The 24,584-nt window shown below is 44.9% G+C and carries 26 protein-coding genes; 15 read left to right on the plus strand and 11 right to left on the minus strand.

Translation table 11 applies throughout. The annotated features are described in order from the left end of the window. Positions 1-89 precede the first annotated feature (89 nt). Positions 90-476 carry a hypothetical protein gene (locus IJJ71_RS09630; RefSeq protein ID WP_296846616.1) on the plus strand — a complete coding sequence of 129 codons (387 nt, stop codon included), beginning with the start codon at positions 90-92 and terminating at the stop codon, positions 474-476. On the opposite strand, the gene IJJ71_RS09635 is transcribed toward IJJ71_RS09630, so the two are convergent. From IJJ71_RS09635 to IJJ71_RS09655, 5 genes are all read right to left on the minus strand, one after another. Then, complete coding sequence (locus IJJ71_RS09635) at positions 473-859, minus strand: C-GCAxxG-C-C family protein (RefSeq protein WP_296846617.1); 387 nt, start codon at positions 857-859, stop codon at positions 473-475. The two genes, IJJ71_RS09630 and IJJ71_RS09635, sit on opposite strands and share 4 nt — an antisense overlap. Next, positions 856-1,449, minus strand: a complete 594-nt coding sequence (locus IJJ71_RS09640) for a 4Fe-4S binding protein (RefSeq protein WP_296846618.1) — start codon at positions 1,447-1,449, stop codon at positions 856-858. Before IJJ71_RS09640 ends, IJJ71_RS09635 begins: the two co-directional genes overlap by 4 nt. Further along, positions 1,446-1,652, minus strand: coding sequence for a 4Fe-4S binding protein (locus tag IJJ71_RS09645; protein WP_296846619.1), 207 nt, complete (start codon positions 1,650-1,652; stop codon positions 1,446-1,448). The genes IJJ71_RS09640 and IJJ71_RS09645 overlap by 4 nt, the downstream gene beginning before the upstream one ends. Positions 1,653-1,751: 99 nt before the next feature. Next, positions 1,752-2,402 carry a Crp/Fnr family transcriptional regulator gene (locus tag IJJ71_RS09650; protein WP_296846620.1) on the minus strand — a complete coding sequence of 217 codons (651 nt, stop codon included), beginning with the start codon at positions 2,400-2,402 and terminating at the stop codon, positions 1,752-1,754. Positions 2,403-2,462: 60 nt separating this feature from the next. After that, positions 2,463-3,389, minus strand: a complete 927-nt coding sequence (locus IJJ71_RS09655; protein WP_296846621.1) for a diacylglycerol/lipid kinase family protein — start codon at positions 3,387-3,389, stop codon at positions 2,463-2,465. Positions 3,390-3,677: 288 nt separating this feature from the next. Here IJJ71_RS09655 and IJJ71_RS09660 point away from each other — a divergent pair, with 288 nt between their 5' ends. Then, the gene (locus tag IJJ71_RS09660; protein WP_296846622.1) at positions 3,678-4,070 is read left to right on the plus strand and encodes an outer membrane protein assembly factor BamD; all 393 of its coding nucleotides are present in this window, start codon (positions 3,678-3,680) and stop codon (positions 4,068-4,070) included. A 19-nt stretch (positions 4,071-4,089) separates the two neighbouring features. On the opposite strand, the gene IJJ71_RS09665 is transcribed toward IJJ71_RS09660, so the two are convergent. Next, the gene (locus IJJ71_RS09665; RefSeq protein ID WP_296846623.1) at positions 4,090-5,409 is read right to left on the minus strand and encodes a vWA domain-containing protein; all 1,320 of its coding nucleotides are present in this window, start codon (positions 5,407-5,409) and stop codon (positions 4,090-4,092) included. Between the two features lie 105 nt (positions 5,410-5,514). Between IJJ71_RS09665 and IJJ71_RS09670 the strand changes: the two genes are divergently transcribed. The 5 genes from IJJ71_RS09670 to IJJ71_RS09690 all read left to right on the plus strand — a co-directional run bounded on the left by IJJ71_RS09670 (position 5,515) and on the right by IJJ71_RS09690 (position 10,089). Then, the gene (locus IJJ71_RS09670) at positions 5,515-6,627 is read left to right on the plus strand and encodes a hypothetical protein (protein WP_296846624.1); all 1,113 of its coding nucleotides are present in this window, start codon (positions 5,515-5,517) and stop codon (positions 6,625-6,627) included. Between the two features lie 67 nt (positions 6,628-6,694). Next, positions 6,695-6,907, plus strand: a complete 213-nt coding sequence (gene rpsU / locus IJJ71_RS09675; RefSeq protein WP_184658955.1) for a 30S ribosomal protein S21 — start codon at positions 6,695-6,697, stop codon at positions 6,905-6,907. Between the two features lie 38 nt (positions 6,908-6,945). Beyond that, entirely contained in the window at positions 6,946-7,815 is an 870-nt protein-coding gene (locus tag IJJ71_RS09680) for a phosphodiester glycosidase family protein (protein WP_296846625.1), read from the plus strand. 41 nt (positions 7,816-7,856) lie between these two features. Then, entirely contained in the window at positions 7,857-8,861 is a 1,005-nt protein-coding gene (locus tag IJJ71_RS09685) for a PilZ domain-containing protein (protein ID WP_296846626.1), read from the plus strand. Between the two features lie 82 nt (positions 8,862-8,943). Continuing rightward, entirely contained in the window at positions 8,944-10,089 is a 1,146-nt protein-coding gene (locus tag IJJ71_RS09690) for a tetratricopeptide repeat protein (RefSeq protein WP_296685273.1), read from the plus strand. Here the strand turns inward: IJJ71_RS09690 and IJJ71_RS09695 are convergent. From IJJ71_RS09695 to IJJ71_RS09710, 4 genes are read right to left on the minus strand one after another with little or no spacing between them, the layout of a single operon-like run. Continuing rightward, positions 10,086-10,535: a DUF192 domain-containing protein gene (locus IJJ71_RS09695; RefSeq protein WP_296846627.1), complete on the minus strand. Its 450-nt coding sequence runs from the start codon at positions 10,533-10,535 to the stop codon at positions 10,086-10,088. The two genes, IJJ71_RS09690 and IJJ71_RS09695, sit on opposite strands and share 4 nt — an antisense overlap. A gap of 50 nt (positions 10,536-10,585) precedes the next feature. Beyond that, complete coding sequence (locus IJJ71_RS09700; RefSeq protein ID WP_296846628.1) at positions 10,586-11,113, minus strand: hypothetical protein; 528 nt, start codon at positions 11,111-11,113, stop codon at positions 10,586-10,588. Positions 11,114-11,145: 32 nt separating this feature from the next. Next, positions 11,146-12,351: a Crp/Fnr family transcriptional regulator gene (locus IJJ71_RS09705; RefSeq protein WP_296846629.1), complete on the minus strand. Its 1,206-nt coding sequence runs from the start codon at positions 12,349-12,351 to the stop codon at positions 11,146-11,148. A 60-nt stretch (positions 12,352-12,411) separates the two neighbouring features. Beyond that, positions 12,412-13,611: a UDP-N-acetylmuramate dehydrogenase gene (locus IJJ71_RS09710; protein WP_296846630.1), complete on the minus strand. Its 1,200-nt coding sequence runs from the start codon at positions 13,609-13,611 to the stop codon at positions 12,412-12,414. 156 nt (positions 13,612-13,767) lie between these two features. Between IJJ71_RS09710 and cysS the strand changes: the two genes are divergently transcribed. The 5 genes from cysS (at position 13,768) to pyrH (ending at position 19,387) form a co-directional block, all read left to right on the plus strand. Beyond that, a complete protein-coding gene (gene cysS / locus IJJ71_RS09715) occupies positions 13,768-15,324 on the plus strand; it encodes a cysteine--tRNA ligase (RefSeq protein WP_296846631.1) in 1,557 nt (518 codons plus the stop codon). 204 nt (positions 15,325-15,528) lie between these two features. Beyond that, positions 15,529-16,077: an RNA polymerase sigma factor gene (locus tag IJJ71_RS09720; RefSeq protein WP_296846632.1), complete on the plus strand. Its 549-nt coding sequence runs from the start codon at positions 15,529-15,531 to the stop codon at positions 16,075-16,077. After that, positions 16,061-16,930: a hypothetical protein gene (locus IJJ71_RS09725; RefSeq protein ID WP_296846633.1), complete on the plus strand. Its 870-nt coding sequence runs from the start codon at positions 16,061-16,063 to the stop codon at positions 16,928-16,930. The genes IJJ71_RS09720 and IJJ71_RS09725 overlap by 17 nt, the downstream gene beginning before the upstream one ends. Beyond that, a complete protein-coding gene (locus IJJ71_RS09730) occupies positions 16,899-18,665 on the plus strand; it encodes a transglutaminase domain-containing protein (RefSeq protein ID WP_296846634.1) in 1,767 nt (588 codons plus the stop codon). The genes IJJ71_RS09725 and IJJ71_RS09730 overlap by 32 nt, the downstream gene beginning before the upstream one ends. Before the next feature lie 26 nt (positions 18,666-18,691). Further along, positions 18,692-19,387: a UMP kinase gene (gene pyrH, locus IJJ71_RS09735; RefSeq protein WP_296846635.1), complete on the plus strand. Its 696-nt coding sequence runs from the start codon at positions 18,692-18,694 to the stop codon at positions 19,385-19,387. Here pyrH and IJJ71_RS09740 read toward each other — a convergent pair. Beyond that, the gene (locus IJJ71_RS09740) at positions 19,374-20,000 is read right to left on the minus strand and encodes a glucosaminidase domain-containing protein (protein ID WP_296846637.1); all 627 of its coding nucleotides are present in this window, start codon (positions 19,998-20,000) and stop codon (positions 19,374-19,376) included. The two genes, pyrH and IJJ71_RS09740, sit on opposite strands and share 14 nt — an antisense overlap. 116 nt (positions 20,001-20,116) lie before the next feature. On the opposite strand from IJJ71_RS09740, the gene IJJ71_RS09745 reads away from it, so the two are divergent. The 3 genes from IJJ71_RS09745 (at position 20,117) to IJJ71_RS09755 (ending at position 24,580) form a co-directional block, all read left to right on the plus strand. Further along, the gene (locus IJJ71_RS09745) at positions 20,117-20,830 is read left to right on the plus strand and encodes a JAB domain-containing protein (RefSeq protein ID WP_296846640.1); all 714 of its coding nucleotides are present in this window, start codon (positions 20,117-20,119) and stop codon (positions 20,828-20,830) included. A 651-nt stretch (positions 20,831-21,481) separates the two neighbouring features. Further along, positions 21,482-23,272 (plus strand): DNA topoisomerase IV subunit B, encoded by a 1,791-nt coding sequence (locus tag IJJ71_RS09750; RefSeq protein ID WP_296846677.1) that lies wholly within the window; start codon positions 21,482-21,484, stop codon positions 23,270-23,272. 273 nt (positions 23,273-23,545) lie between these two features. Continuing rightward, the gene (locus IJJ71_RS09755; RefSeq protein WP_296846642.1) at positions 23,546-24,580 is read left to right on the plus strand and encodes a DNA cytosine methyltransferase; all 1,035 of its coding nucleotides are present in this window, start codon (positions 23,546-23,548) and stop codon (positions 24,578-24,580) included. Positions 24,581-24,584: the final 4 nt, after the last annotated feature.

Consider the following 24,584-nt stretch of genomic DNA (forward strand, 5'->3'; position numbering starts at 1 on the left):
CGGACGAACTACTGTGGTTTGGCTTCAGTCAAGTCAAAACATAAGGCTCCTGTGTCGAAACGGAGCCTGTTTTTTAAGGAAAATTTGAAATGAAGAAATCTATTTTTGCGATTTTAGCGTTGATTTGTGCCCTTTTCATGTCATGTGCGACAAAAGTGCCGAGCGTGTATACAAACGAAGAATTGGACAGCTTAAAAGAATCAAAGATTTTGCGGCTTGAAAACATTACGCTCAACGGCAAGAATGAAATACAAGTTCAGCTCGCCGATGACAACGGCTATGCTATTGCAAATAAAAATTGCAAGCTATTCGTCTTTTTGGACGAGAATTTTGAGGACATTGCAGGGCTACAGGAATCAGACCTCGCTGGCAGAGATGATGTCGGTGTAATTCACATAAAAACTGACAGCAAAGGCTGGATTTTCGTCAAGAATATTCCTGGCAGCCCAAATATTATTATTGAAACGGAAGACTAGCCCAAAATTTCGCCAAGTGAAAGCACGGCATTTCGAACGCAGTCGTCACACTCGCACAAGACTTTTCCAGTAGCAACACCCTTCAAGTCCTTGCAAGTGACAGCCCCGCACTTCTCGCGGAATTTTGCCAGAAGCTCGCGGCTCTGCTTAACAGTTCCAGCACCGTTTGTACGCAAGCCGAGAATCATGTTTGCGCCAACAAGTGCACCGCAAGTAGATTCCATGCAGCCCATACCGGCCGCAAATCCAGCAGAAAGTTTGAGCAAATCTTCTTCGCTGACATCAACCGTATCCGCAAAAACTCTTGCAACCGCCTGGCAGCAGTTGCAAGCTCCTCTACTTTTGAAATCCGCCGCTTTTTCAGCCCTTTCTTGAATTGTCATTTTTGTACCTCTTTGTATCGTAATTTACAAATGCCCTGTGTCATCGTTCCCATCGGACAGAAAGTGCACCAGCTCCGTGGTTTGTAAAGCACCATCACGATAAGCCCGATAAGAGTCGAAGTCAGCATAAGGCTATAAAAACCATAGCTGAATTGTGCGACCCATGCAAGGCTTTCACCCAGAAATGCCGGATTATACGCCCATTTCCACGGAACTCGGAAAGTCCAGAATAGTTTGACAGCCTGGCGAAGATTTTCTGCACCGTTCGCCACAAGCCATGTCTGAAAAACCATGTTGCCGAACATCGTAAGGAAGAACGCCAAAAAACCGTAGCGAAACCATTTTGAACTGATTGCACGCGGAGTCGTTTTATTTCGGGAAAGTTTGAGCGAAGCCCCCAGCAGATTAAAAAGCTGCCCACGCCCACAGAACTTGTTGCAGAAAGCCTTGTTTCCGCCGGCAATTGCAAAAATCAGCGGAAGGATAAAATCAACCATACCGAGCCACGCAAAAAGGATGTTAAAAAATCCAAGCGCAAAATACACGATCGACCAGATCCAAAGATAGTTGTACCATTTTTTAGTTTTCATGCCGCACCCTCCCGAACTACAGGAGAAATGCAACCCACAGGGCAAGTTTTACCGCACAAGCCGCAGCCCACGCAAATCTCAGAATCAACACGCGCAAAGCATCCCTGAACGACAGAAATTGCCCCGCGCGGACAAACATTCGTGCAAGCCCCACAGGCCACACACCGAGACTCATCTACCCGGGCATATTTTTTTGATTTCATAGCCACCTCTTAGCATAAGGATAGCCAGAAAATCAAAAAAGGTATGTGATAAAGTTACACAAAAGACACGGTTCAGGCACAGCCTTCACCGAGACTCACTCAAAACTCACCTCGTGAGTTTTGCCCCGCAAGCGGGTCGTTTTCTACCTTAAAATCCCTATCCAGAATCTCAATCTTGCCGCGGCCAAGACGGACTAGTCCTTCTTCTTCCATATATTTGAGCGTTTTGGAAACAACCTCGCGCACACTGCCGATCTGCTTTGCCAAATCTTCATGCGTAATAGAAAGGACATCACTCTTCTGTCGCAATCTCTCATCGTGCAAAGCAAGCGCAATTCTCTGGTCAATTTTCATAAAAAGAACCTGCTGAATCGTCCAGAGAACTTCGGAAAATTTTTCCGTGGCGTTTTTGTAAATGTAAAGCTCCACAAGCGGATTTTCCTGCTCGACTTTGTGAAGAGCTGCCGACGGAATCATTAGCACGCGAGTTTCTTCAACAGCCTCAATCAGAACATCAAAAACAATCGAATCCATAAGGCACGAAGCCGAAAGAACACAGATTTCGCCGGACTCAACCCGGTAAAGAGTAACTTCACGCCCTTCCTCAGAAACGCAATAAACTCGCAAGCTGCCAGAAATGACCGCCATCAGCCCCCGACACCCCTCTTCCGAGCGATGAATCAATTTTCCGGCCAGAAAAACCTCTGTGCGGACAGAATTTTCGAGAAAAGCCGACTGATTCGGAGTCAAATCTTTCCAAAATGAGAAAACAGATGCTGAATCCGCGTTTTTTTCCAGAATGAGACTCCCTTAAACCAGCATGGTCAATTTTTGAGGCAGAACCTCGAATTTCACTTTGTCCACATTGCCGACAAGCTCGCCGTCCGTGTGAAGGATGCTCTTTGAATCAGATTCAAGCACAAGAGACTTGCAGTTGCGCAGATAAAATCCTTTGGAATGAGAATGCAAGCCCATGCAAAGAAGCGGGAACAGAAGGAATGTCAGGAACTTTGGCACCCCTGCCGCCATGCAGATTGAAAGCTCCCCGTCATCGCCCCTGGCTTTTGGAGTCATCGGAACGCCGCCGCCCTCAGCCTTAAAGTTCATCGCCGCAAGGAAAATCAGTTTATTGAAGAAAAGCGGCGCATCATCATCAAATTTGAGCGAAACAGAATAAGTTTTCATCGTAAAAAGAGTCTGCACGGTCAAAAAAGCATAGCTGAGTTTGCCCAAATGCACCCAGTTAAGGATTTTTTTGATTTTAGCCTCGTTAATCCCGGTTCCGACAATCGCATCAAGTCCAAAACCTGAGCTGATTCCAAAAATCCGCGAATCCCCAGTCGAAAGAACCGTGCTACGCCCCAAATCAATTTTTGTATCACCTTTTGACTTCAGAATGATGTCGAGGGCTTTTTTCTGATTGTGCCGTGGAAGCTTCATTCCGCGGGTAAAATCATTGCCTGAACCAGTCGGAATAAGTCCCATCTTCACGCGAGAAAAATCTGTGATTCCGTTAAGAACCTCGTTAATCGTTCCGTCGCCGCCAACGATGACAATCTTAATGTCATCTTCGGGCAAAGAAGAAATATTTCTTGCAATTTCGGTGGCATGTCCTACCCTCTGGGGAACATGAACCTTAAATTCGACATTTTTTGCCCTTAAAAGCGCACGCATTTTATTCCATTTAAGGAAAGCCTTGCCACTCCCCCCATGAACATTTACGATGAAGTGATACATAAAATTATTTTAACACAAAAAGTGGGGGAAGTCTCCCCCTTAGCGAGCCGGTCGCCGAAGGCGAAGAAAGTCGTGAGACGACTTTCTAGGTGAGTCTCGGTGAAGGCTATGCCTGAACCGCGCGTCGCCTACCCCCTCTGCGGGGTAGGGAGTCGGTCGCCATTAGGCGAACAAACTCGTAAGACGAGTTTGTAGACGAGTCTCGGTAAGGGCTATGCCAGAACCGCACCCCGCAACGCCCCCAGTTTGCTTGTTTCCTTTTTTCTTTTGATTTGTTATTATTACTGTATGAAACGAACGACTCTAAAATCAATTTTTGCTGCCGCCCTTTTTGCGGCAATTTTCGCATCTTGCTCGTCAGTGCCAAAAGAAATTCCTGAAGATTTGACGGCGCAGGAGCTTATCCAAAAAGGCCAGAATGAATTTGAAAACGGCAGATACAAGGCCTCTTTGTGCTATTATCAGGCCGTCACCGAACGATTTGCCGACACGCCGGATGTTTATCTTGAGGCATCTTATGAAATCGGACACTTGTACATGAAGCAAAAGAAATACAAACAGGCCGAAGCTGTATTCACCGAAATTTTGAGCATCTACGAAAACGCACAGCCAGGCTCGCTTCCGGGCTCATACAGCAAGCTTTCACAGCTCGAAATGGACAAAATCAGGAAAAAGAAATAATCCACGGATAAAACAGCAGTTATCTTCCACGGTCGCTTTTGTTGTCGGGCACGATTATCGCATCAATTTTTATGCCTTTCTGCTCGGCAAGACTTGCGACCAGTTCCTTTGAATATTTTCCGCTTCCACGAGGTTTCGGATGCGGCTCTGCGTCGCCAATCAGAATGATTTTCCGTTCCGCACTGCTGCGCCAGTTGTAATATTCAAGCGAGGCAAAAAGTGCCTCATAAACAGCCTCTGGAATGTCACCGCCCTCAGTGCCGTAAATATGGAATCCATTCAGATTCTTCCTTAAATCTTCGATTCTATCGGTGAATTCAAATTTCTTTACAGGAAGATTCATCCATTTGTAAGTGTCACCGTAATCGCGGTAAAGCAAAAGTCCGAGTCTAAGGCTTTTAAAATCCTTTATTTTTTCGAACATCTGCGGAATCCAGACTTTCCTCAGTTTCTGAATATCGTCCTTCATGCTGCCGGTGGTGTCAATCGCGAAAACGACATCGGCTTCATCCTTGTTACCGATTCTATCCAAAGCGGCCATTATATCATCCGGGAGAGTCTCCGGGCCTTTCGAGTAGACCATTTCTCCGCCGCCAAAAGCCGCGATATTCTTAAAGCTCTCCGCCGCATCAGGATTGTAATCATCAGTAAGAAGAATTACCTCAGGCTCCTCATCCACGCTCTCCGGCTCCAAAGGCTCCGGGACAGGCGCAGGAACTTCCGGCTCTCTTACAGCAGGCTCCTCAATTTCAGGAAAATCAGGCTCAGGCTCAGGTGGCGGAAGTGGCCTTTTTTTCGCAACGGCTTTTCCTAAATCAAACATGAAAGGATTGTCAGCATAGTCTCCGGTGTAGTCACCATATTTTTTTTCAAAAGAGCGGATGTTGATGAATGTTCCGCGACCGATTTTAAGAACTCCGTTTCGGGTCCACGGATAGCCATAAGCAATTTCTGAAGGGATGAAGATGTGGAAGGCCTCGCCAAAAACAGGGTCAGGCTCCGGCGTTGAGTCCATCAGCGGATATTTTGCCCCCGGCGAATCAAGGACTTTTCCGTTAAGGTAGCGGATTTCATCTCCGTTTATCGAATTATATTCAAGCGCACGGTAAGCGTAATTGTCTTCCTTGCCTTCTGGATCCTTCGTTGTCTCAACGAGCATGACGGATTCAATCCGGGTTTTCTTCCTTATATAAAGATGATAGCCCTTCGCTGAATCAAAATTCGCGCCGTCATCGTAGACCAAACGCAAGTCCTCAGGATGAATCAAAATGTCTTCAGCAGCAAAACTTGCGGCGACTGAGAAAACCGTCAAAAATAACAGAAAGACATATTTTTTCATATTCTTACAATCGGCACGAAAGAATATTGAAATTAGACAAAAATGTGATATAATAAGCTATCTGGAATTACAACGATTTCGGAGCTTCATTTTACGGTAACAGACATGAACGACAATAAAATAGAATTCACAACCGTTGACATAAATGAATTCTTCAATCAATCCGAACAGTCTCAGCAAGAAATCGACACTGGAATCATCGTATTCACGGAGCACCAGAGGGAGTTAGTTCACAAACTCCGTGATTGCCTAACTGGAGAACATGCAAACCAGCTTGCGCCTTTAAACAAACGAATTGACGATCTCAAAAAACTCGCAATATCAATCGCAAGCTTCCCTTCACTTTTGGAACGCGCTGATTTAACAGGTGGCACACGCACGCCTACATCCCTAATCGACTCTCTCATCAACTCAAACCGTGAAGGCGATACAACCCTGCAGCTTCCGTCAAAAGCTACGCTGGGTAAGGGCTTCCTCGTCGCAAAATTGCACACTTTCTCATCACTCGAAAAAATTGCAAAAAGAGCGGATTTGGATCCAAAATTCATAACGCTCATCCATGACGAGACAATCTCCATGATGTTCCTTCTCCTTGCTGAGGATGTCTATCTCAACCTTATCAGGGACACAAGCCTGACAATGGAAACCCGCCGGCAGCTTGCACTTGCGCTTCTTCTTCTTTGGGAACACCGCGCCGACCAGAATATTTCCGACATTTCCCCGGTCTTGCAGTCAGTTTGGAAGGCCAGGACAAGGCTTGCCCCTGCATTCGGCACAATGATGGGTACAAGCGAGCTTATCATGATTTCCTTCCAGCTCGACGAGCAATGGTCTCAGTTCATCAAGACAAAGCTCGGTGAGCAGGGCGTAAATCAAGCAATGGAAGAATTTCTTTTCGGAATCTCTTATGAGCAAATCACCAAGCTCAAAAGTCTTCTGCGTGAAAAAGGAATCGCCGCAATCGGCCGTGATGAAGTCTCTTCATTCCTCGGCACTGATGTCAAAACCGATGTCAGCGAAGATTACCGCGACTTCTTCCAACAATATTCTCTCCGCCGTGACAATGCGCGCGCACGAAAAAGGCTCAATATTCCAGGCCCTCACAAAACGCTCGAAGATTACTTCATCAGCTTCGTAATGGATCTCAACCGCGAAAAACAGGAAAAAGATTTGCACAGACACGAAGATTCTTTGGAAAACATGCTGGCGAACGCTTGAATACATCCGTAATTTATGATAAACTTTCCGAACTTACGGATTCTTCGGTAGTGAGGAGGTGAACACAATGGCAACAATCTTGGTAGAAGATACAGAGAACCTCGAGAAAGCAATAAAACGCTTCAAGAGAATGGTTGAAAAAGAAGGTATCATCCGCGAATACAAAAAGCGTGAGTACTACGAAAAACCATCTACAATCCTTAACCGCAAGAACAAGACTCTTCAGCGCAAAATGATGAAGAAGACTCGCAAATCACACGATTCGCGCTCTGCTTACTAAGGAACTTCACCTCTGCTATCTTGCAGAGGTTTTTTTATATGAAAAAAGCATTACGGCATTTTCTTTCCATTCTTTCACTTCTCCCAATACTAGCAGTTCTTTCCTGTGCAACAAACAATTCTTTACAAAAGCCGCTTCAAGATCAATGGCAGAAAATTCAGGATGCAGATTGGGCAGAATATCTTTTCCACGAAGACAACACTACCCCGCTCCGATACCACTGCATTAAAATCGACCTTACAAGCGAAGCAATATCAATAGAAACTTTTCCGAATTCTGAGAAAGACTTCATTCAAAAAAACGGCCAGAAAACCGAATTCTTCAAGGGAATGTCCGCAAAAGAATTCGCCAAAAAAACAAAATCGCTCATCAGCGTGAACACCGTGCCCTTCGACGGCATATACAAAAACAAAAAAGTTTCCCTGCTCAGCTCAACTCGCAAAATCTGTGGAATCCATGTTGCCAAAAAAAAACTCATATCACCTCCAATCGAAAAATACAGCGCGCTCTGCCTTAAAAAAGAAGATTCGGGTTACAGCGCGAAGATTTTCAAAAATCAGACTAGGGAAGACTTCACTGAATATGACTTTGCTTTTGGAGGATTTTTCACAATTCTCAAAGATTTCCAGAAACAGCCATTCTCAGCAACAAAGGACTCGCGCACGGCAATAGGGCTTTCAAAAGACGGAAGGACTCTCTATCTTCTTGTAGTAGAAGGAGAAAAGAGATCTCAAAGCACCGGCCTTTCCTACCCGGAATGTGCGGACATAATTCTCTCGCTCGGCGCAAGCGATGCCATGCAGATGGACGGTGGCGGTTCCAGCTCGCTTTTCATAAACGGAAAAAATGCCCTGTCCTACAAAACCCGCAGAAAATCCGCCGTTTTTCTAGGCTTCAAAAACAAATGATTTTGTTGACGATATAGTTTTTATAAGGTATTATTAAGGATATGGGAATTGCTACTAGCCAACAGCTTACAAAATATTATGACCAATACCGCGACACAGAAATAACTTTCACAAAAGACATAATTCGTGCGCTCGGTCTCGATCCGCGCCAGGTCTATGTAAAATGTAACGGCGGTCAGTGGCCTTGCATTATCAACTCAACGTCATTCCAGCATGCCAAGATTATTGTCGGCACAAAGGGCGGAGCTTTTCAGGCTCTTGCCGCAAAGAACAATCCGACAGCCAATCTGCGCTTTTGCTTCAACGAGCAGGAAGACGACGGCATCATAACCTTCCTTGTTTCATCAAGGGTTGCTGAAATGCGCCCATACATGAATTCCAAAGACCTGGTTATCGTAACGCTCCAGTTCACGGCTCGTCCGCCGGATGACCTTATCGAAATCTGCGGCCGTCTGCTTGAGGCAAACGCAAATGCAGTTCGCCGCCGCGAAGAGCGTATCCCAATCAACGAAGACAGCAAACGCAAGCTCAACCTTGCAAAAGAAGAATGTAATGTAGTAGTTCAAAGCGTTCCGCGTCATTGTGTAGTACGCGACATTTCTTTCTCAGGAGCAAGAGTTGTTCTTATCGGCTTGTCGCAGTTTCTCACAGGCAAAGAAGCAGTTCTCCGTCTCGAATTCAACGAGCCGAGCGAAATACTATCCATCCGTGGCACTATCGTTGCCGCAGATTTAATTCCCGGCCGCAAGGACATCTGTATCGCGAGCCTCAAATTCGACGAAAGTTCGCTTCCTCTGTCTTTCAAAATGCACTTGAACACATACTTAACGGCCGTCCGCAAGGTTCAGCTCTCTGCTTCCGAACAAATTGCACAGCAAAAGGCTGCTCAGGAAGCACAGGCTGCGGTCATGGCACAGGCATCCGAGCCTCAGGCCGAGCCAGCCCCGGCTGCTCCGGCTCCCGAAGCTGCGGCACCTGCAGCAGAAGCTCAATCGGCTCCACCACAACCCGCCGAGCAACAGCCTGCAGCTTCTACACAAAACTAATTCCAGTCAGCAAAACGCTTATCGGTTTTCCGGTAGGCGTATTTTTTACTATCTTTCAATTCTTTTTTTTTCAGGAGTTTTTATGAATCCAGCTTCTCCATTGGACTCGGTTTATTTCATCGACATTCCGGAAGGTTTCTCACTTTCAGACAAAGCGTTCCACCTCGACACAACCATTCCTCTTCCGGTACAAAAAAAGGCTGATGACGATCCAGGCTCATTCAACATGAAGGAACTTACCGAAGAGCAGATTCTTGCCGGTCTTCTCACAATCATGGCTTATGATCCAAAAAACGAGCACATCTTGTATTACCGCTCAATCTTAAGCCACGCACGCCCAAACCTAAAGAAAGAACTCGGTGAAGCGGCAATTCTCAAGGCAAAAAACGAAGACTTTGAGCTTGCCGAAGAAATTTTCCGCGCTCTCCACGGCTTTGACCCGGAAGACATGACAATCGTCCTCAACATGGCACTTTTCCTTGACCAGCGTGCAGATTCTTACCGCCGCTCAGGTCTTCACGACGATGCCGATGCCTACGATGAAGACGCGCTCAACTACTACCGCGAGGCCCTCGAAGCAGAACCGCCTTTGCCGGACGCTTTCTTCAACGCGGGCTTCTACTACCTCAAGCAGCACAAGTACAGGGAAGCAAAAGATGTTTTTGAGACATACCTTGCCCTGACATGCGACACAAAGGACGAGGAGCTTGGCGAAAACGGAGTCTATAAAAAGAACCGTGCGCAGCAGATTCTGGACAATATCGCAAACCGCAACATGGACGACGACCACTTCAAGGCTGCATACCAGCTGATAGACCGAGGCGAAGAAGAAAAAGGCGTTGAGGAAATCCGTAAATTCCTTGAAAAGAACCCGAATGTCTGGAACGCATGGTTCATGCTTGGCTGGGGAATGAGAAAACTCGCCCGCTTCGATGAGGCAAAGATGGCATTTGAAAAAGCACTCACGCTCGAAGGCGGCGACACAAGCGACACTTACAACGAGCTTTCAATCTGTCTTCTGGAGCAGGGCAACATAAAAGAAGCAAAAAAACTGCTCGAAAAAGCCCTGGCCAAAGACAGCGAGAATACAAAAATCATCTCAAATCTGGGATATTTGGCTCTCAAGGAAGGGAATCCAGGCATGGCTGCCGGCTACTTCCAGACGGTTCTTGAAATCGACCCGGATGACAAAATCGCCGCAATGGAACTTTCTAAACTGGATGTTTAAAAATTCAGTTTAAGCTTGTCTCCAACCTTTACATTCACCTTGCCGTACCAGCCTTGCGGAACTTCCAGCGCATAAAGGACTTCTGTGCTGCTCGTAATATTCGCGAGGCTGTACGGTGTCATATCCAGAATGTCGCGGATTTTTCCGTTCTTGTCGATATAAGCAATTGAGAGCGGATGCGGAGTGTTCTTCATCCAGAAGTCCAGAATCTGCTCTTCCTCAAAAATAAAAAGCATCCCCGTGCCGTCAGGGATTTCCTGCCTGAACATAAAGCCGTTCTTGCGCTCATCAAAAGTCGAGGCAATTTCCGCCTTCACGACGATTTCCTTGCCCTCCGAATTCACGAGCACAAGTTTTTTAACAGGAAGTCTTTTATTAGAGGAAGTACATGCCGTAGAAATAAAAATCAATGAGAAAATCGTGAATAAAAAGAAAATTTTTCGCATAAAATACAATACCTAAATCGCGTTTATCCGCGTGCATCAGAGTCGAATTTTTATAATGAATCCAAGAATTTGTCGCGGGCTTTTTCGGCAGTTGTTTTTTCAACATTTGAAGAATCTTTTTTGCTGTCGAAAGCCTTTGCATCCGTGTATTTGAGAGTAAGAGGCTTTTCCAGTGACAGAATCACATCTCCGTCCCGCCAGACTGATTTTTTCGGCGAAAGCTCGTCAGGATTTCCGTACTTTTCGCAGAGTTTTGAGAAGACTGAATAATGATCAACCTTGTTCCTGTCCAAGTTGAGGGTGATTATATAAAGCTTGTCGTTCGCAAACTGAAACCAGCATCTGCCCAGAAAAGAAAATCCGAACTGCGAGCCGTCAGTCTCAATCAAAAACTGGCCGTCCGAAGGAGAAAGAGAAACATCCCTGTCCCCGCGGTAACCAAACTGATGATCTTTTTTGAGAGCTTCCTTTAAAGAATCAATATCCATCCCCAATTTTGCAGAAGAATATCCGTTAGGCAGGGAGAAAATTTGTGCTGAGAGAAAAAACGCGAAAACTGCGAATAAAATCTTTTTCATCAGTTATATTTTCGGTTTTTTTTTGATAAGTTTTAGTCTTTATTCTGGCTTTGACGCTGGAACTGCTTTCGGTAGAATTCAGCCTGCTTCAAAAGCTCAAGACAATCAGGAATAAAGATTTTGCCCTTTTCAATTTTGACAATCGGAGAATTCATGAAATTGTAAAGGCAGCGGGCCTGATCATTTTTTGAAAGACCGCACATAGTCGCAATATCCTCAACCGTGAAGTTAGTCATAAACTGCGTGCCTTTTCCAACATTAACCCGCATTTTTTCGATTTGAAGCGCGAGCATATCAGTCATTTGGGCGACAGGATTTGAATGAAGCAATGTGTTTGCAAGCTGTCTCTGCATAGACCAAAGCCGCTCTGAAAGGGTTGTTGTAAGGCGGTCAACCATCTGAGCCTGAGTTGCGACCATCTGGTTGAAGTTCTGCATGTTGATTGACATGAGAACGCAGTCATCCATGGCGATTGCGTTTGCAGAACGAGGCTTTTTCTCAAGCAAAGCCATTTCACCGAACATGTCGCCAGTTTTCAGCATGGCAAGAGTGACCTCGGTGCCGTCAACGACCTTTGAGATTTTGATTGAACCGGCCTTGATGATGAACATATCTGGGCCGTTCTGAGCTTCAGAGAAAACCATTGAACCGCGCGGATATTTTCGGATCATATCCTGGCTTGGCTCAACATAAGGCGCATTTACACGCTGCTTAAGAACAGCGATTCGTTTGAGAGCTTTTTTTGCATTTTCGCTGTTTTTTTCCATTTTGACATACTGGTAATAAGCGAAGAAAGCAATATCAAACTGCTGCTGAGAATCAAAATATGCACCGACATTATATAACTGCTCGTAATCTTCACGGGAAGTCGCACACTGAGTCTGCTCCATGAGAGTCTCATTGACGACACGCATTCGGTTAGCAAAAGTACGGATAATTTTAAGAGCAACGGCAGTGTTTTTCTCAATCAGCTCGATGTACTGATCACGCTGAACGGCAATACAGACAACATCGGACATAGCTATACAGGTTTCAATCTGAGCACGGCGTGCCATGCAAGAAATAACACCTACGAAATCACCAGGACCGAGAACGACATTCTGGGCACCAGGCAATTCTGTCTGATGAGTAATTTTTACATGCCCACTCTGAATAATGTAAAAACGGTCAGGATTTTCTTTTCCTTCGACCAAAACATAAGTGTCTTTTTTAAAAGTTACAAATGATAATTGAAGCACTTTTTTATCCGCCTTCTTCTCAGTATAACGCAAAAGTTTAAAATTGTCTCTATTTTTTTTCTATTCTATGAATAAAATTTCATTTTCAAGCGAAAATCCAGTCTTTTCGAGCACAATCTCCTTGATTCGGGCAGAAAGTTCCTTGATGTCTCTTGCCGTAGCCTTTCGCTCAGGATTGATGATGAAATTTCCATGCCACGGAGCAATCTGCGCGCCACCAACCGAAAAGCCTTTCAATCCGCACTCGTCAATCACTTTGCCCGCGATAATTCCGTGAACCGCGTCGTTTTTGAAGGCAGAGCCAGAACTTGGTGCACGGAAATGCCCTTTTTCGCGGCGTTCACTCATGCACTTTTCAGATTTTTTGGAATCGAAGCCGTTTTTGACAGAAAATTTTGCAGAAAGTATTATTTTAGAAATGAGCAATGAGCAATGAGCAGTTAGCAATGGGAAGGGGGAAGTCTCCCCCTCGCTACAACCGCTATCGCGTTTTCCGCTACCCCCACTCCTAAGGGGTTCCCCCTTAAAATCCCCATTTTTCATCCGAGTTAATTCGTGTCCATCCGCATCAAATTCTTTTCTTCCAATTTGGAACGGAGATTTCTTATACCCCCAGTCGGAATCAACTTTCTCGTATTCGTGGATTTTACCGTCTGTTAAATCAAAATAGCGCACGCTTAGCAAATTGTCGCAGGCACTTAGCCCGAAGCATGTCGCGTTCATAAAAAGAGCGCCCCCCACAGTTCCGCTAAGCCCCGAAAAGCTCTCAAATCCGCCCAGATTATTCTTCTTACAAAAAGAAATCACGCTGCCCCAGGAAGAACCGGAATCAACTTCCAAAATTAACGAGGATTCACACGGATTTAAAGGATTTTTGAATTTCTCACAGAGATTTGGAGAGCACAGAGGGCTTTCAGGGTTAAGAAGTTTTTCACCCTCAATCAAGCTCTCTGTGTGCTCCGTGCCCTCTGTGAGGAATTTTACCTGATTCATTTTTCGGGTAGAAATCACCGCATCAAGACCAGCATCACTGATTATCACATTCGAGCCACCGCCGAGCACAAAAAATTTTACATTTTCCTCTATAAAATAACGCACAGCAAAAACAAGGCTCTCTCCATCCTTCGGCTCCAAAAAGAGTTTTGCTTCACCACCGACATTCATCGTGGTATGCTTTGCAAGATTCTCGTTAATTTTAACGCTTCCTGTAAAATATTCGCTATCATTGAAAAATTGTGCGATTTGTTCTATAGTTTTCATCAAGAATATTATAGAAAGAAAACAGAGGTTTATCCACAGAGAACTTTTAAATTCCTCACAGAGTTTAAGAGAACACAGAGATATTTCAAATATACCTTGTTCAACACACTCTCTGTGAACTCCGTGCCCTCTGTGAGAAATTTAAAGGGTGATATTATGGCTTTACGATTATTCAATACAATGGGACGCACTATGCAGGAATTCGTGCCGATTCATGAGAATCATGTCGGTTTTTACGGATGCGGACCTACGGTTTACAATTATGCGCATATCGGCAATCTTCGTGCCTATGTTTTCCTTGACATCCTCGATAAGACACTCAAATTCTTAGGCTACGACATCAAGCATGTAATGAACATCACGGATGTCGGCCACCTCACTGGCGACGGCGATGACGGTGACGACAAAATGCTCAAAACAGCCGAAGAGCGACACCAGAGCGTTCTTGAAGTCGCAAAATTTTACACCGAAGCATTCATGAAGGACATCGATGCCCTCAATATCCGCCACCCGGATGTAATCTGTAAGGCAACAGAGCACATCAACGAAATGATTGAGCTTATCAAAAAGCTTGAGGCAAACGGCCACACTTACATGGCTGGCGGAAACCTTTACTACGACATCTCAACCTACCCTGATTACGGCAAACTTGCAAATCTTGACTTGGAAAAACTCGTCGCAGGCAAAGGCAAGCGCAAAGAAGTCGTAATCGATGAGAACAAGCGAAACCCTGGCGACTTCGTTCTCTGGTTCACAAAATCTAAATTTGAAAATCAGGCCATGACATGGGATTCTCCGTGGGGTCGCGGTTATCCTGGCTGGCACATCGAATGTTCTGCAATGAGCATGAAATATCTCGGTCAGCACATCGACATCCACACAGGCGGAATCGATCATGTTCCTGTTCATCACACAAACGAAATCGCTCAGAGCGAAGGAAGCTTTACAGAAGAAGAGCGCAAGGAAGGTCCGTGGGTAAAATACTGGCTTCACAACGAATTCCTTATTCTTGAAGGCGGAAAAATGTCCAAATCAAGCGGGCACTTCATCACGCTCCAGACAGATTTGCCGGCCGAAAAAGGCTATTCACTCACAAGCAAGGGCTACGCTCCGCTCGACTACCGATTCTTCCTTTTGGGCGGTCACTACCGAAAGCCGCTCGTATTCTCTCTTGACGGAATGGAGAGCGCAAAAAACGGTCGCGCAGCATTAAATGAGCGAGTTGCAAAACTTATCAAAAAAACAAAAGACGAAGAAAAAATCGAGCTTACAAAAGAAAACTTTGCAGACATCTTGGGAAAAATCGCTTCTTCAATGACAGAAAGCGAGAACCTCAAGCGATTTAAAGAAGGACTTGAGAACGATCTGGCAACTCCTGTCGCTCTCTCGGCATTACAGAAAGCTTCAAACGGCAAAAATCAGAAAGCAAGTGCAGCTTTGGCAGACATTTTCACGATGGACAAAGTTATTTCGCTCTCTGTAATTGAGAACGCAATTGAGATTGCAAAAAAACAGGCCGAGGAAGCAAATGCTCATCTTGACGACCACGCAGGAGACCCGGAAGCAGCAGAAATCACAGCCCTTGTTGCAGAGCGAACAGCAGCCAAGAAAGCAAAGGATTTTGCAAAAGCAGACCAGATTCGAAATGATTTGGCAGCCCGAGGAATCACAATCATAGACACCCCACAGGGGCCGACCTGGAAAAGAGACTAAGGAACACAAAATCCATCCTTGGATTTTGTGATTCCAACGAGAATTTTCTTTCAGAAAATTCTCTCTTAGCTTTTACCCTACATCCTGTAGGGCATTTAGCGAAGGGCGGATAGCCCGGCCGCAAAGCGGCAGTGCCCTAAAAAAAATAACAAAAATTTGTAACTAATATCAGACATCATTGTTAGTATATGCGAGGAAGGGAAAATGACGGATTCACAGATTCACAAAACTTATGCGGCTGGCAATCCGTCTGACTTCAGGGCCATTTACAACGAGACATTTCCGCTGCTTTACAAAGTGGCATGGCGTGTTGTGAATGACGAAGAGGCAGCTGAGGACTTAGTTCACGATTCTTACATCAAGGCGAGTGAAAAACAAATGGTCTTTCCAAGCCTTGACGATGCAAAATTCTGGCTCATCCGTGTCGTAAAAAACGCAAGCCTCAATTATGCAAAACGAAAGACCCGTGAGGCTAAGGCTTATCACAAAGTTCTCTACGAAAGCAAAAAGTCTTCCGAAAGTGCGGACACAAATCTTCTCAAAGAAGACGCAAAGCGAATTGCCCTCGAAGCTCTCAACAAACTCCCGAAAGGTTTGCGCGAAGTTCTTATTTTGCGCGAATACGGAGACCTCAACTACAAGGAAATCGGCAAGGTGCTCGGCATTACCGAAGGCAATGTCAAAATCCGCATGTTCCGTGCGCGAGAGCAGCTTGAAAAGATATTGGAGGCTGATGATGTCTACATCTCTTGAAAAAGATTTACATTCCGTGTACATCGACGGCGAAATGCCCGAGAGTTTTGTTTCTCAGTACGAAAGCATTGTTCAGGCGGATTCGGGCGAGAAGTCCCGTCTTGAAAAAATGCAAAAACTTCACTCGCTTTTGCAGGAAGATTCAAACGAAAAATCAGTCTCGGACCAATTTATCGAAGAAAGTTTTGCACGATTGCAGACAAAAATGCGTTACGCAAAGAACGTCGAATTTGCAGGAGAGCCAAAATCTTTCGTCACTCCGTTCATCAAATACGCTTCATCATTTGCGGCCGCGGCAGCTGTATTCGCAGTCGTGTTCATTCCGCTTCATTATAATTCGCTCAGCAAAGCCAAGGAAACGGCAGTTGCGGCAATCTCAATAATGAAGGAAAAGAGCATTGAGCCAATCGCCAAAAAAGATGTCGTGATTGACGGCAACATCAACAAGGAAGACTTGCCGAAAATGCTCGCCGTCAAATCTGAGCCAAAAAAGGCTGAGTCCGTGCAGAAACAGGCCGCTCCAGCCCCAGCTTCTGAAAGCACGGCAATCGCAAAGGCAGACTCCCCTGCATCAGAAAGCACTGAAACTTTGTCTGTCGAGCAAAAGACAATCTACGCGACAAACCTCGCATCAAGCTACGGCGCAAGCACTTCTTTCGGCACACGGCAGTCACAGAACGCACCTTCAATCGGAAGGCGGTTCCGCGAGCGGCTTACGGCTGTAGATCCTTTCATTCCGGATTTTCCATCATCTTCCATCAAGTTTTCTGTTCCAAATTTTCATGAAATCGGTAATAATATGGAGATAATGGAACTTCCAAATGAAACAGAAAACGAAACAGAACAGCAGTAAACGAAGCTTCAAAAATACATTTTCTCTCCTTTTCAGAAAGTACTCTTTATTCAGGGTGCTTTCTTATGTTTTCATAATAGTCGTGGCACTTTCCGCAATTTCAGTCGCCACAGTAAAATCAAAGAAAATACCTGTAATCGCATCGGTAATTCCTGTAGTCGGTCAGGCGGGCGACACAATGGTCATCCGTGGTACAAATTTCGGGGCAATCCGCGGCACCAACTATGTCGAAATCGGCGGCAACAGAATCACAGCCTCGGGCTATCTCACATGGACAGAAAATTTAATCAAGCTCACGATTCCTAGCAATGTGCAGGACGGTCTTGTCATCGTCGTAACAAAATCTGGCAAATCAAAACCGGGCTTTTTTGCAAATGAGGCAGGAATTCCTGTGGCTGTTCCAAAGAACATCAAGACATTGCAGCCGGTCATCACTGAAATCACTCCGCCGTCTGGAAGCTACGGCACACTCCTCACAATCAAAGGCTCGGACTTCGGAACGGCACGTGGAGCAAGCAGGGTCGTATTCACGGCAAACGCAGAGGAAAGTTCTTTGGGAAGCGGCCAGGGCGAGCTTACGGCAGACTTTGACTTCGGCGTAATCAGCGCAAGTGAAAGCGATTACGATTACGAATATTGGAGTGATTCTGAAATCAGGGTACGCATTCCTGACGGAGCGGCAACTGGCACGGTCTATGTCGAAACGGACAAGGGCAAGAGCAATTTTGTGAACGAAGAAATCAAGCTTGCGGCCGGAACAAAATCTTACAGCACAAGGAAAACTTACATCCTTCAGCTGAATTCCGACATCGACTCAATCGATACAAAAAACGGCACGAACATCACTCTCAGGGTTCCGCGACCGGTTGCACTTTCATGGCAGCCGATGGTCGAGCTTACGGAATGTGTTCCGGAGCCGGTAATTTCTGACTACAAAAATACGGTCATTCATCAGCTTGAACTAAAAAAAGCGACGTCAAAAAGCGAAAAAATCAGGTTCAGCCATAATTTCGTCGTTTCAACTTACGCGGTTCAGACTCAAATCAACGAAAAGGCGGTTAAACCGTATTCTCAGGACATAAAATCAAGGATTCTTTTCAAAAATTCCGTAAAGGCGGACGATCTGATTCAAAGTTCAAACGAAAAGGTCAAGGCATTTGCAAAGGAAATCATCACGCTGAACGGGAAAACCGAAACAAATCCGTACAGGCAGGCTAAGCTGATTTATGATTATCTAATCCAGTATTACAAAATCCGGGATGAGCTTCGGAAAAGTGACGCCTCGCCTTTGGATTTGCTCAAATCAAAAAAAGGCGATGCCTACGACTTTGCGATTTTCTATACAACATTGCTCCGTGCGGTCGGGATTCCAAGCCAGCCTATCGCGGGAATTCTTGTTGACTCAGAAATGAAAACGCAGGCGCACTGGTGGACTGAATTTTATCTCGAAGGTTTTGGTTGGGTTCCGGCGGATATTTCGCTTGGAATGGGCTTACCGTACAAATCATTCAGGCCGGTCGAAAACAACGCGGAATTCTACTTCGGCAACCTGGACGGCCAGCATATTGCGTTCTCAAAAGGCTGGAATATAATCAAGCAGACAATTTCTCAAAACAGCAAGATTGTCTACCGCCCGAAAACGTACGCTTTACAGTCAATCTGGGAAGAATCCAGCGAGGGAAATGTAAACTACAGCTCACTCTGGAACGACCCGATTGTACTCGGCTTATATTAATTATGAATGAGGAATTAGGAGGTTTTATGAACACAAAGGTTTTGTCTGTTGGCGGCTCTATTGTTGCGCCTGAGTATCCAGACACTGAATTTGTCTCAAAATTCGTTGCGATGGTAAAGGATTTCCTTTCAAAGAATCCTGATGACAGATTGATTTTGGTTGTCGGTGGCGGTGGTCCTGCTCGTATTTATCAGAAAGCATTCCGCGAAGTTACAGGAACAGCAGAAAATGCAGGAACAGATGCGGCTGACTGGATTGGAATCATGGCGACTCGTTTGAACGCTCAGTTCGTAAAGGCTAGTTTCGGCGATTTGTGCAAAGAGGCTGTCGTAACAGACCCGACCGTTGCAAAAGACTTCACTGGAAAGATTTTGCTTGCAGCCGGCTGGAAGCCAGGATTCTCAACTGACAACGATGCTGTCCTTCTGGCAGAAAAATTCAACGCGGACACAGTTGTAAATCTTTCAAATATCGAAAAAGTTTACACCGATGATCCGCGCAAGAATCCAGATGCAAAGCCGCTCGATTCAATTTCTTGGGCAGACTTCCGCAAAATGGTCGGTGACGAATGGGTTCCGGGCAAAAACTGTCCGTTTGATCCAATCGCAAGCAAAAAAGCTCAGGAAATGGGCTTGAAGGTAATCTGTGCCGGCGGAAAAAACATCGAAAATATTCGCGCAATCCTCGACGGCAAAGATTATGTTGGAACTACCATTGGCTAAGTTCTGAAAGAAGTCCGTCCAGTTTAGTTCCATATTCCGGGTCTGTGGCCCAGTTTTTGGTTAAATCGTGGACGGTATGGGCGAGTTTTGCTTTGTGCGGCCAGCTGTAGCGGGGGTCAACAAGCTCCTGCTTCAGCTCGACTTCCGGCGTTGTGGCATAGGCCTGCAAATGCTGGATATGGGCGCGCACACCAATCTGCTCGCTCTCAAAATATTCTCCCGGGTGCTCAGCATCCATCGCGCCAAGTCCGCAAAAATTATTCATTTCCGGCAAAACAAGGTTTCCGAAGCTCAAAAATCCAGTCTCATGGCACATCTGAACGAAGGCAACATCAGAATTGATTCCTTCGATTGCCGCTTCTTCAATATAAAATCCTGCAAGACGAGTGACTTTTGCTTTGTCGCCGTCCGGCTTGTGATTCATAAAGAATTTAACAAGCTGCTCCTGATTTTTGATTCCAGTTCCCAAAAGTTCGCGCGAACATTCTTCCCTGGCAGGCGGGGTCACGCACGAAAAGAAAATTGTTGATGTGAGGATGATTCCAAAAACAACAAAAAAAGCATGTTTCAAACATAAGAAATTGATTCTGATTTTAAAATTTAATTTTTCCATGCTCAGATTATCGGCTTTCCCTCAAAAATTCTGATTTTTTTCACTTTTTTTGAAGAATTTTCGATTTACATTGCCAAAAATGCAAAAATTTTTCCTATATATATACAGGAGAAATTATGAGCAGAATAATTAAATTTCCATCAGTTGAAGAATTTGAAGAAAAAAACAAAATCGAAATCCGGGAGCTTACGATTCAGCACGGATTGTCTTTTCCGAGCAATGAGGAGCTTATCATGTTGATTTTAGGAAGCGGAACGAAACAAACGCCGATAAAAGACCTTGCAAGGCAAGTGTTGGAAATCGTGATGTCATCAAATTCTGAGAATCTGGTCGAAAATCTTGTTAAAATAAACGGCATGGGAAAATCAAAAGCCCTTATCATCGCGGCGGCATTAGAACTCGGAAGGAGAATCGGCAAGAATCCCGATGTGGCACTGGACAGCCCGAGCGACATAATTCCATATATCCAAAGCTATACCATGCAAAAGCAGGAGCATTTTCTATGCGTGTCGCTGAACGGTTCCATGGAAATTATTTCAATCCGCGTAATTTGCATAGGAGCAAGCAATATGGCGATAATCAGGCCGCCGGAAGTTTTTGCGGAGGCAATCAAGGAACATGCTTCGGCCATCGTGCTTTGCCACAATCATCCGGGCGGAAATCCAAATCCTTCTTCGAAAGATATTAAGACTACGCTGAGGCTTTATCAGGCCGCGGAGCTTTTGGGGATTTCAATTCTGGATCACATCATAATTACAAAAACAGGATATTTTAGTTTTTTGGAACACAATTTGATGGATGAAGAAAAGCTATTTAACGCAGCTGAGTAATTTCGGAAACCAGTTTTGAGAGCAAGGATTTCGGAACGAAGGAAAGATAATGTAGGAAAGGCGAAAAATTGACTACTTCTCTTTTCTTATATATACTTGTATGTTATGGGTGGAACTAAAAAAGAGAATGAGGGAAAAGCCGCAGAAACAAAAAAAGCGGTAAAAACAACGAAGGTGGCATCTGCAAAAACAACCACCGCAAAAGCTGCAAGTTCAGCAGCAAAGACAACAACAGTCGCAAAAAAATCAACAACGGCAAGCACAACAGTAAAGAAAGCCGAGCCAAAGGCAGCATCTGCAGAAAAGAAAACTACTGCAACAAAAAAAGCGACAACCTCAAGCACAAAAGGCGTTCAGAAAGCAGAAACAAAATCTGTGTCATCTGTGAAATCTGTGGTTTCTTCAAAATCAAAGAAACCTGTCGCCGGAATCGACGAGACAGGCACATTCCGTGCGTGGGACAACGCCAAGACCGTCGCAAAGTCAAAGAAGGCGGCTTCGACAGGCTCAGCCAGCGAAGTTGAAAAACTAGCATCTGACAAAAAAGCGATTGCCGAGGCCGAGAAAAAGCTTGAGGCCGCAAAAAAGGCCGACCCGAACGCAGGGAAAGCACAAAAAGAAGTTAAAGCCGAAGATTACGGAGACGACAAAATCCTTCATCTGGATGCTCTCGAACATATCCGATTGCGAAGCGGAATGTACATCGGTCGTCTCGGCGACGGCTCAAACCAGAACGACGGTATCTACATTCTCTTAAAAGAAGTCATCGACAACTCCATCGACGAATTCATCATGGGATTCGGTACAAAAATCGATGTCGAAATCAAAGACAACCGCGTAAAAGTGCGTGACTACGGACGCGGAATCCCGCTTGGAAAGGTCGTGGACTGCGTTTCCCAGATTAACACGGGCGGCAAATACAACGATGATGTTTTCCAGTTCTCGGTCGGCATGAACGGCGTTGGTACAAAGGCCGTGAACGCCCTCTCATCATATTTCCGCGTAATCTCAATCCGAGACGGGAAATGCGTTGAGGCTGTCTTTGCCGAAGGAAAATTACAGTCAAACAAATCGGGCGCGGTAAAACCGGGCACAAAAAACGGCACATATTTTGAATTCGTCCCGGACGAGAAGATTTTCGGAAAATATTCCTTCAACATGGAATATGTCGAAAAACGAATGTGGAACTACGCCTACCTGAACTCAGGCCTCACAATCCGCCTGAACGGTCAGGATTTCGCAAGCGAGAACGGACTTCTCGACCTTCTCACAAAAGAGCTTGAATCCGAGACAATCTACCCAATCGGCTCTTACACAGGCGAGCACCTTCAGTTCGCTTTCACCCACACAAATTCTTACGGCGAAAATTATTTCTCTTTCGTAAACGGACAGTACACAAGTGACGGAGGAACACACCTTGCGGCATTCAAAGAAGGCTTCATCAAGGGCGTGAACGATTTCTTCCAGTCAAGCTATAAATCAGAGGATATCCGCGAAGGAATTACGGCAGCTGTTTTGGTCAAAGTAAAAGACCCGGTTTTTGAAAGCCAGACAAAGAACAAGCTCGGAAACACAGACATCCGCGCATGGATTGTCGGTGAAGTTCAGTCGGGCTTGGACAACTGGCTCCACAAGAACCCGAAGGCAGCGGAACGGCTAAAGGCAAAAATCGAAGCAAACGAAAAACTCCGCACCGAGCTTTCGAGCGTAAAGAAACAGGCAAAAGAAAACGCAAAGAAAGTCAGCATCCGAATTCCAAAATTGAAGGACTGCCGATATTTCGTTCAGGACGGAAAAAAAGGCGAGAATTCAATGATTTTCATCACAGAGGGTGATTCTGCTTCAGGCACGATGACCCACTCACGCAACGCCGACTATCAGGCAATCTTCTCTCTCCGAGGAAAGCCAGAGAACATGTACGGCAAAAAACAGAGCGACATCTACAAGAACGACGAGCTTTACCAGCTCATGATGGCTCTGGGAATAGAAAACTCAGTGGAAAACCTCAAATACGCCAAAATCGTAATCGCAACCGATGCCGATAACGACGGCTTCCACATCCGAAACCTCGTGCTCACATTCTTCCTGGGTTACTTCGAGGAGCTCGTCACAAGCGGCCGGGTCTTCATTCTTGAAACTCCCCTTTTCAGAGTGCGGAACAAAAAGGAAAACATCTACTGCTACAGTGAGGCCGAGCGGGATGCCGCGCAGAAAAAGCTCGGAAAAGGATGCGAGGTCAACCGGTTCAAAGGTCTCGGTGAAATCAATCCGGAAGAGTTCGAGCAGTTCATCGCCCCGGAGACAATGCACCTAACCCCGGTCGAAGTGAGCCAGCTTAAGATTATCCCGCAGCTGCTATCCTTCTACATGGGCAAAAATACCCCAGAGCGAAGGAAGTTCATCGAGGAACACCTATTAAGTAATGCAGAGATTGATGTATAGAAATTTAGGAGTGAGGACTTAGTAATTAGAAGTTGGGCGTTACCGTTGCTTCGCAACGGTCAGGCGTTCCACACTTCCGCTAACCGCTCCATTCCCCGCCAACCGTGTCTTTATTTTCTGGTCGCGACAAGGATGTCGCGTTCTTGAAAAGCAATCTATTTCTGCGAGAACGAAGTTCTCGTTACGACACGGATGTCGGTGAACTGCTACGCAGATGTTCCATGCCCTAACGCATGGGATAATATACGGAAAAGAGGTTGATATATATAAGAGATGTTAAATGCTTTAGATTTATTTTGCGGTTGTGGCGGTCTTTCACTTGGATTTGAAAAAGCTGGGATTAATATTCTTCTTGGAATAGATGCTTGGCAAGATGCCATAACTACCTTTAATTATAACCATAAAAACTCAAAAGGAATTTGTGCCGATTTATCTACGCTAGAACCAAAAGATATTGAATCAACTCTAAACGGTAAAAAAATAGATGTAATAATTGGCGGCCCCCCTTGTCAAGGTTTTTCGGTTGCCGGAAAGCGAATAATTGATGATGAACGAAACAAATTATATAAAAACTTTGTTAAATTCGTGAATTATTTTAAACCAAGGGCATTTGTAATGGAAAATGTCCCAAATATTCTATCCATTGGGGGAGGGATTGTAAAAGATTCCATAATGCAAGATTTCTCTGTCTTAGGTTATACTGTTGTTTATAAAATATTAACTGCTTCTGATTATGGAGTGCCTCAAAATAGAAGAAGAGCTGTATTTGTAGGATTTTCTGATAAACTTGAATTTAAGTTCCCGAATGCAACGATAAAAAACAAAATCACTTCTAAAGAAGCTATATCTGATTTACCAGATGAGACAATATTAGATGGCAATGTTTATCCTTTGCCACCTCAAACAGATTATCAAAAACTTATGCGTAAAAATACAAATAAGTTGTATAACCATAAAATTACAATTCATACTGAAAAAACAAAAAAAATTATCAGCATGGTTCCTGATGGCGGAAATTACAAGGATTTGCCGCTTGAACTACAACAAACTCGTAAAGTTCATATTGCATGGACACGCCTTGACAGTACAAAACCAAGTTTTACAATTGACTGTGGACATAATCACCATTTTCATTATAAATTTAATAGAGTTCCAACCGTTAGAGAAAGTGCAAGACTGCAATCCTTTCCCGATGATTTTATCTTTTTAGGTAACCAAGGAAGCCAACTTCGACAGGTTGGAAACGCTGTACCACCGTTAATGGCAGAAGAAATTGCAAAACAACTAAAACTTGAATTAGAGAGGTAAAAGC

Origin of the sequence: Treponema sp. (assembly GCF_017430385.1) — a bacterium.
Classification (GTDB): Bacteria; Spirochaetota; Spirochaetia; order Treponematales; family Treponemataceae; genus Treponema_D.

Coding starts and splice junctions, on each gene's coding strand:
- IJJ71_RS09630 (WP_296846616.1), top strand. CDS start 90: ATGAAGAAATCTATTTTTGCGATTTTAGCGTTGATTTGTGCCCTTTTC.
- IJJ71_RS09635 (WP_296846617.1), bottom strand. CDS start 859: ATGACAATTCAAGAAAGGGCTGAAAAAGCGGCGGATTTCAAAAGTAGA.
- IJJ71_RS09640 (WP_296846618.1), bottom strand. CDS start 1,449: ATGAAAACTAAAAAATGGTACAACTATCTTTGGATCTGGTCGATCGTG.
- IJJ71_RS09645 (WP_296846619.1), bottom strand. CDS start 1,652: ATGAAATCAAAAAAATATGCCCGGGTAGATGAGTCTCGGTGTGTGGCC.
- IJJ71_RS09655 (WP_296846621.1), bottom strand. CDS start 3,389: ATGTATCACTTCATCGTAAATGTTCATGGGGGGAGTGGCAAGGCTTTC.
- IJJ71_RS09660 (WP_296846622.1), top strand. CDS start 3,678: ATGAAACGAACGACTCTAAAATCAATTTTTGCTGCCGCCCTTTTTGCG.
- IJJ71_RS09665 (WP_296846623.1), bottom strand. CDS start 5,409: ATGAAAAAATATGTCTTTCTGTTATTTTTGACGGTTTTCTCAGTCGCC.
- IJJ71_RS09670 (WP_296846624.1), top strand. CDS start 5,515: ATGAACGACAATAAAATAGAATTCACAACCGTTGACATAAATGAATTC.
- rpsU (WP_184658955.1), top strand. CDS start 6,695: ATGGCAACAATCTTGGTAGAAGATACAGAGAACCTCGAGAAAGCAATA.
- IJJ71_RS09680 (WP_296846625.1), top strand. CDS start 6,946: ATGAAAAAAGCATTACGGCATTTTCTTTCCATTCTTTCACTTCTCCCA.
- IJJ71_RS09685 (WP_296846626.1), top strand. CDS start 7,857: ATGGGAATTGCTACTAGCCAACAGCTTACAAAATATTATGACCAATAC.
- IJJ71_RS09690 (WP_296685273.1), top strand. CDS start 8,944: ATGAATCCAGCTTCTCCATTGGACTCGGTTTATTTCATCGACATTCCG.
- IJJ71_RS09695 (WP_296846627.1), bottom strand. CDS start 10,535: ATGCGAAAAATTTTCTTTTTATTCACGATTTTCTCATTGATTTTTATT.
- IJJ71_RS09700 (WP_296846628.1), bottom strand. CDS start 11,113: ATGAAAAAGATTTTATTCGCAGTTTTCGCGTTTTTTCTCTCAGCACAA.
- IJJ71_RS09710 (WP_296846630.1), bottom strand. CDS start 13,611: ATGAAAACTATAGAACAAATCGCACAATTTTTCAATGATAGCGAATAT.
- cysS (WP_296846631.1), top strand. CDS start 13,768: ATGGCTTTACGATTATTCAATACAATGGGACGCACTATGCAGGAATTC.
- IJJ71_RS09720 (WP_296846632.1), top strand. CDS start 15,529: ATGACGGATTCACAGATTCACAAAACTTATGCGGCTGGCAATCCGTCT.
- IJJ71_RS09725 (WP_296846633.1), top strand. CDS start 16,061: ATGTCTACATCTCTTGAAAAAGATTTACATTCCGTGTACATCGACGGC.
- IJJ71_RS09730 (WP_296846634.1), top strand. CDS start 16,899: ATGAAACAGAAAACGAAACAGAACAGCAGTAAACGAAGCTTCAAAAAT.
- pyrH (WP_296846635.1), top strand. CDS start 18,692: ATGAACACAAAGGTTTTGTCTGTTGGCGGCTCTATTGTTGCGCCTGAG.
- IJJ71_RS09740 (WP_296846637.1), bottom strand. CDS start 20,000: ATGGAAAAATTAAATTTTAAAATCAGAATCAATTTCTTATGTTTGAAA.
- IJJ71_RS09745 (WP_296846640.1), top strand. CDS start 20,117: ATGAGCAGAATAATTAAATTTCCATCAGTTGAAGAATTTGAAGAAAAA.
- IJJ71_RS09755 (WP_296846642.1), top strand. CDS start 23,546: ATGTTAAATGCTTTAGATTTATTTTGCGGTTGTGGCGGTCTTTCACTT.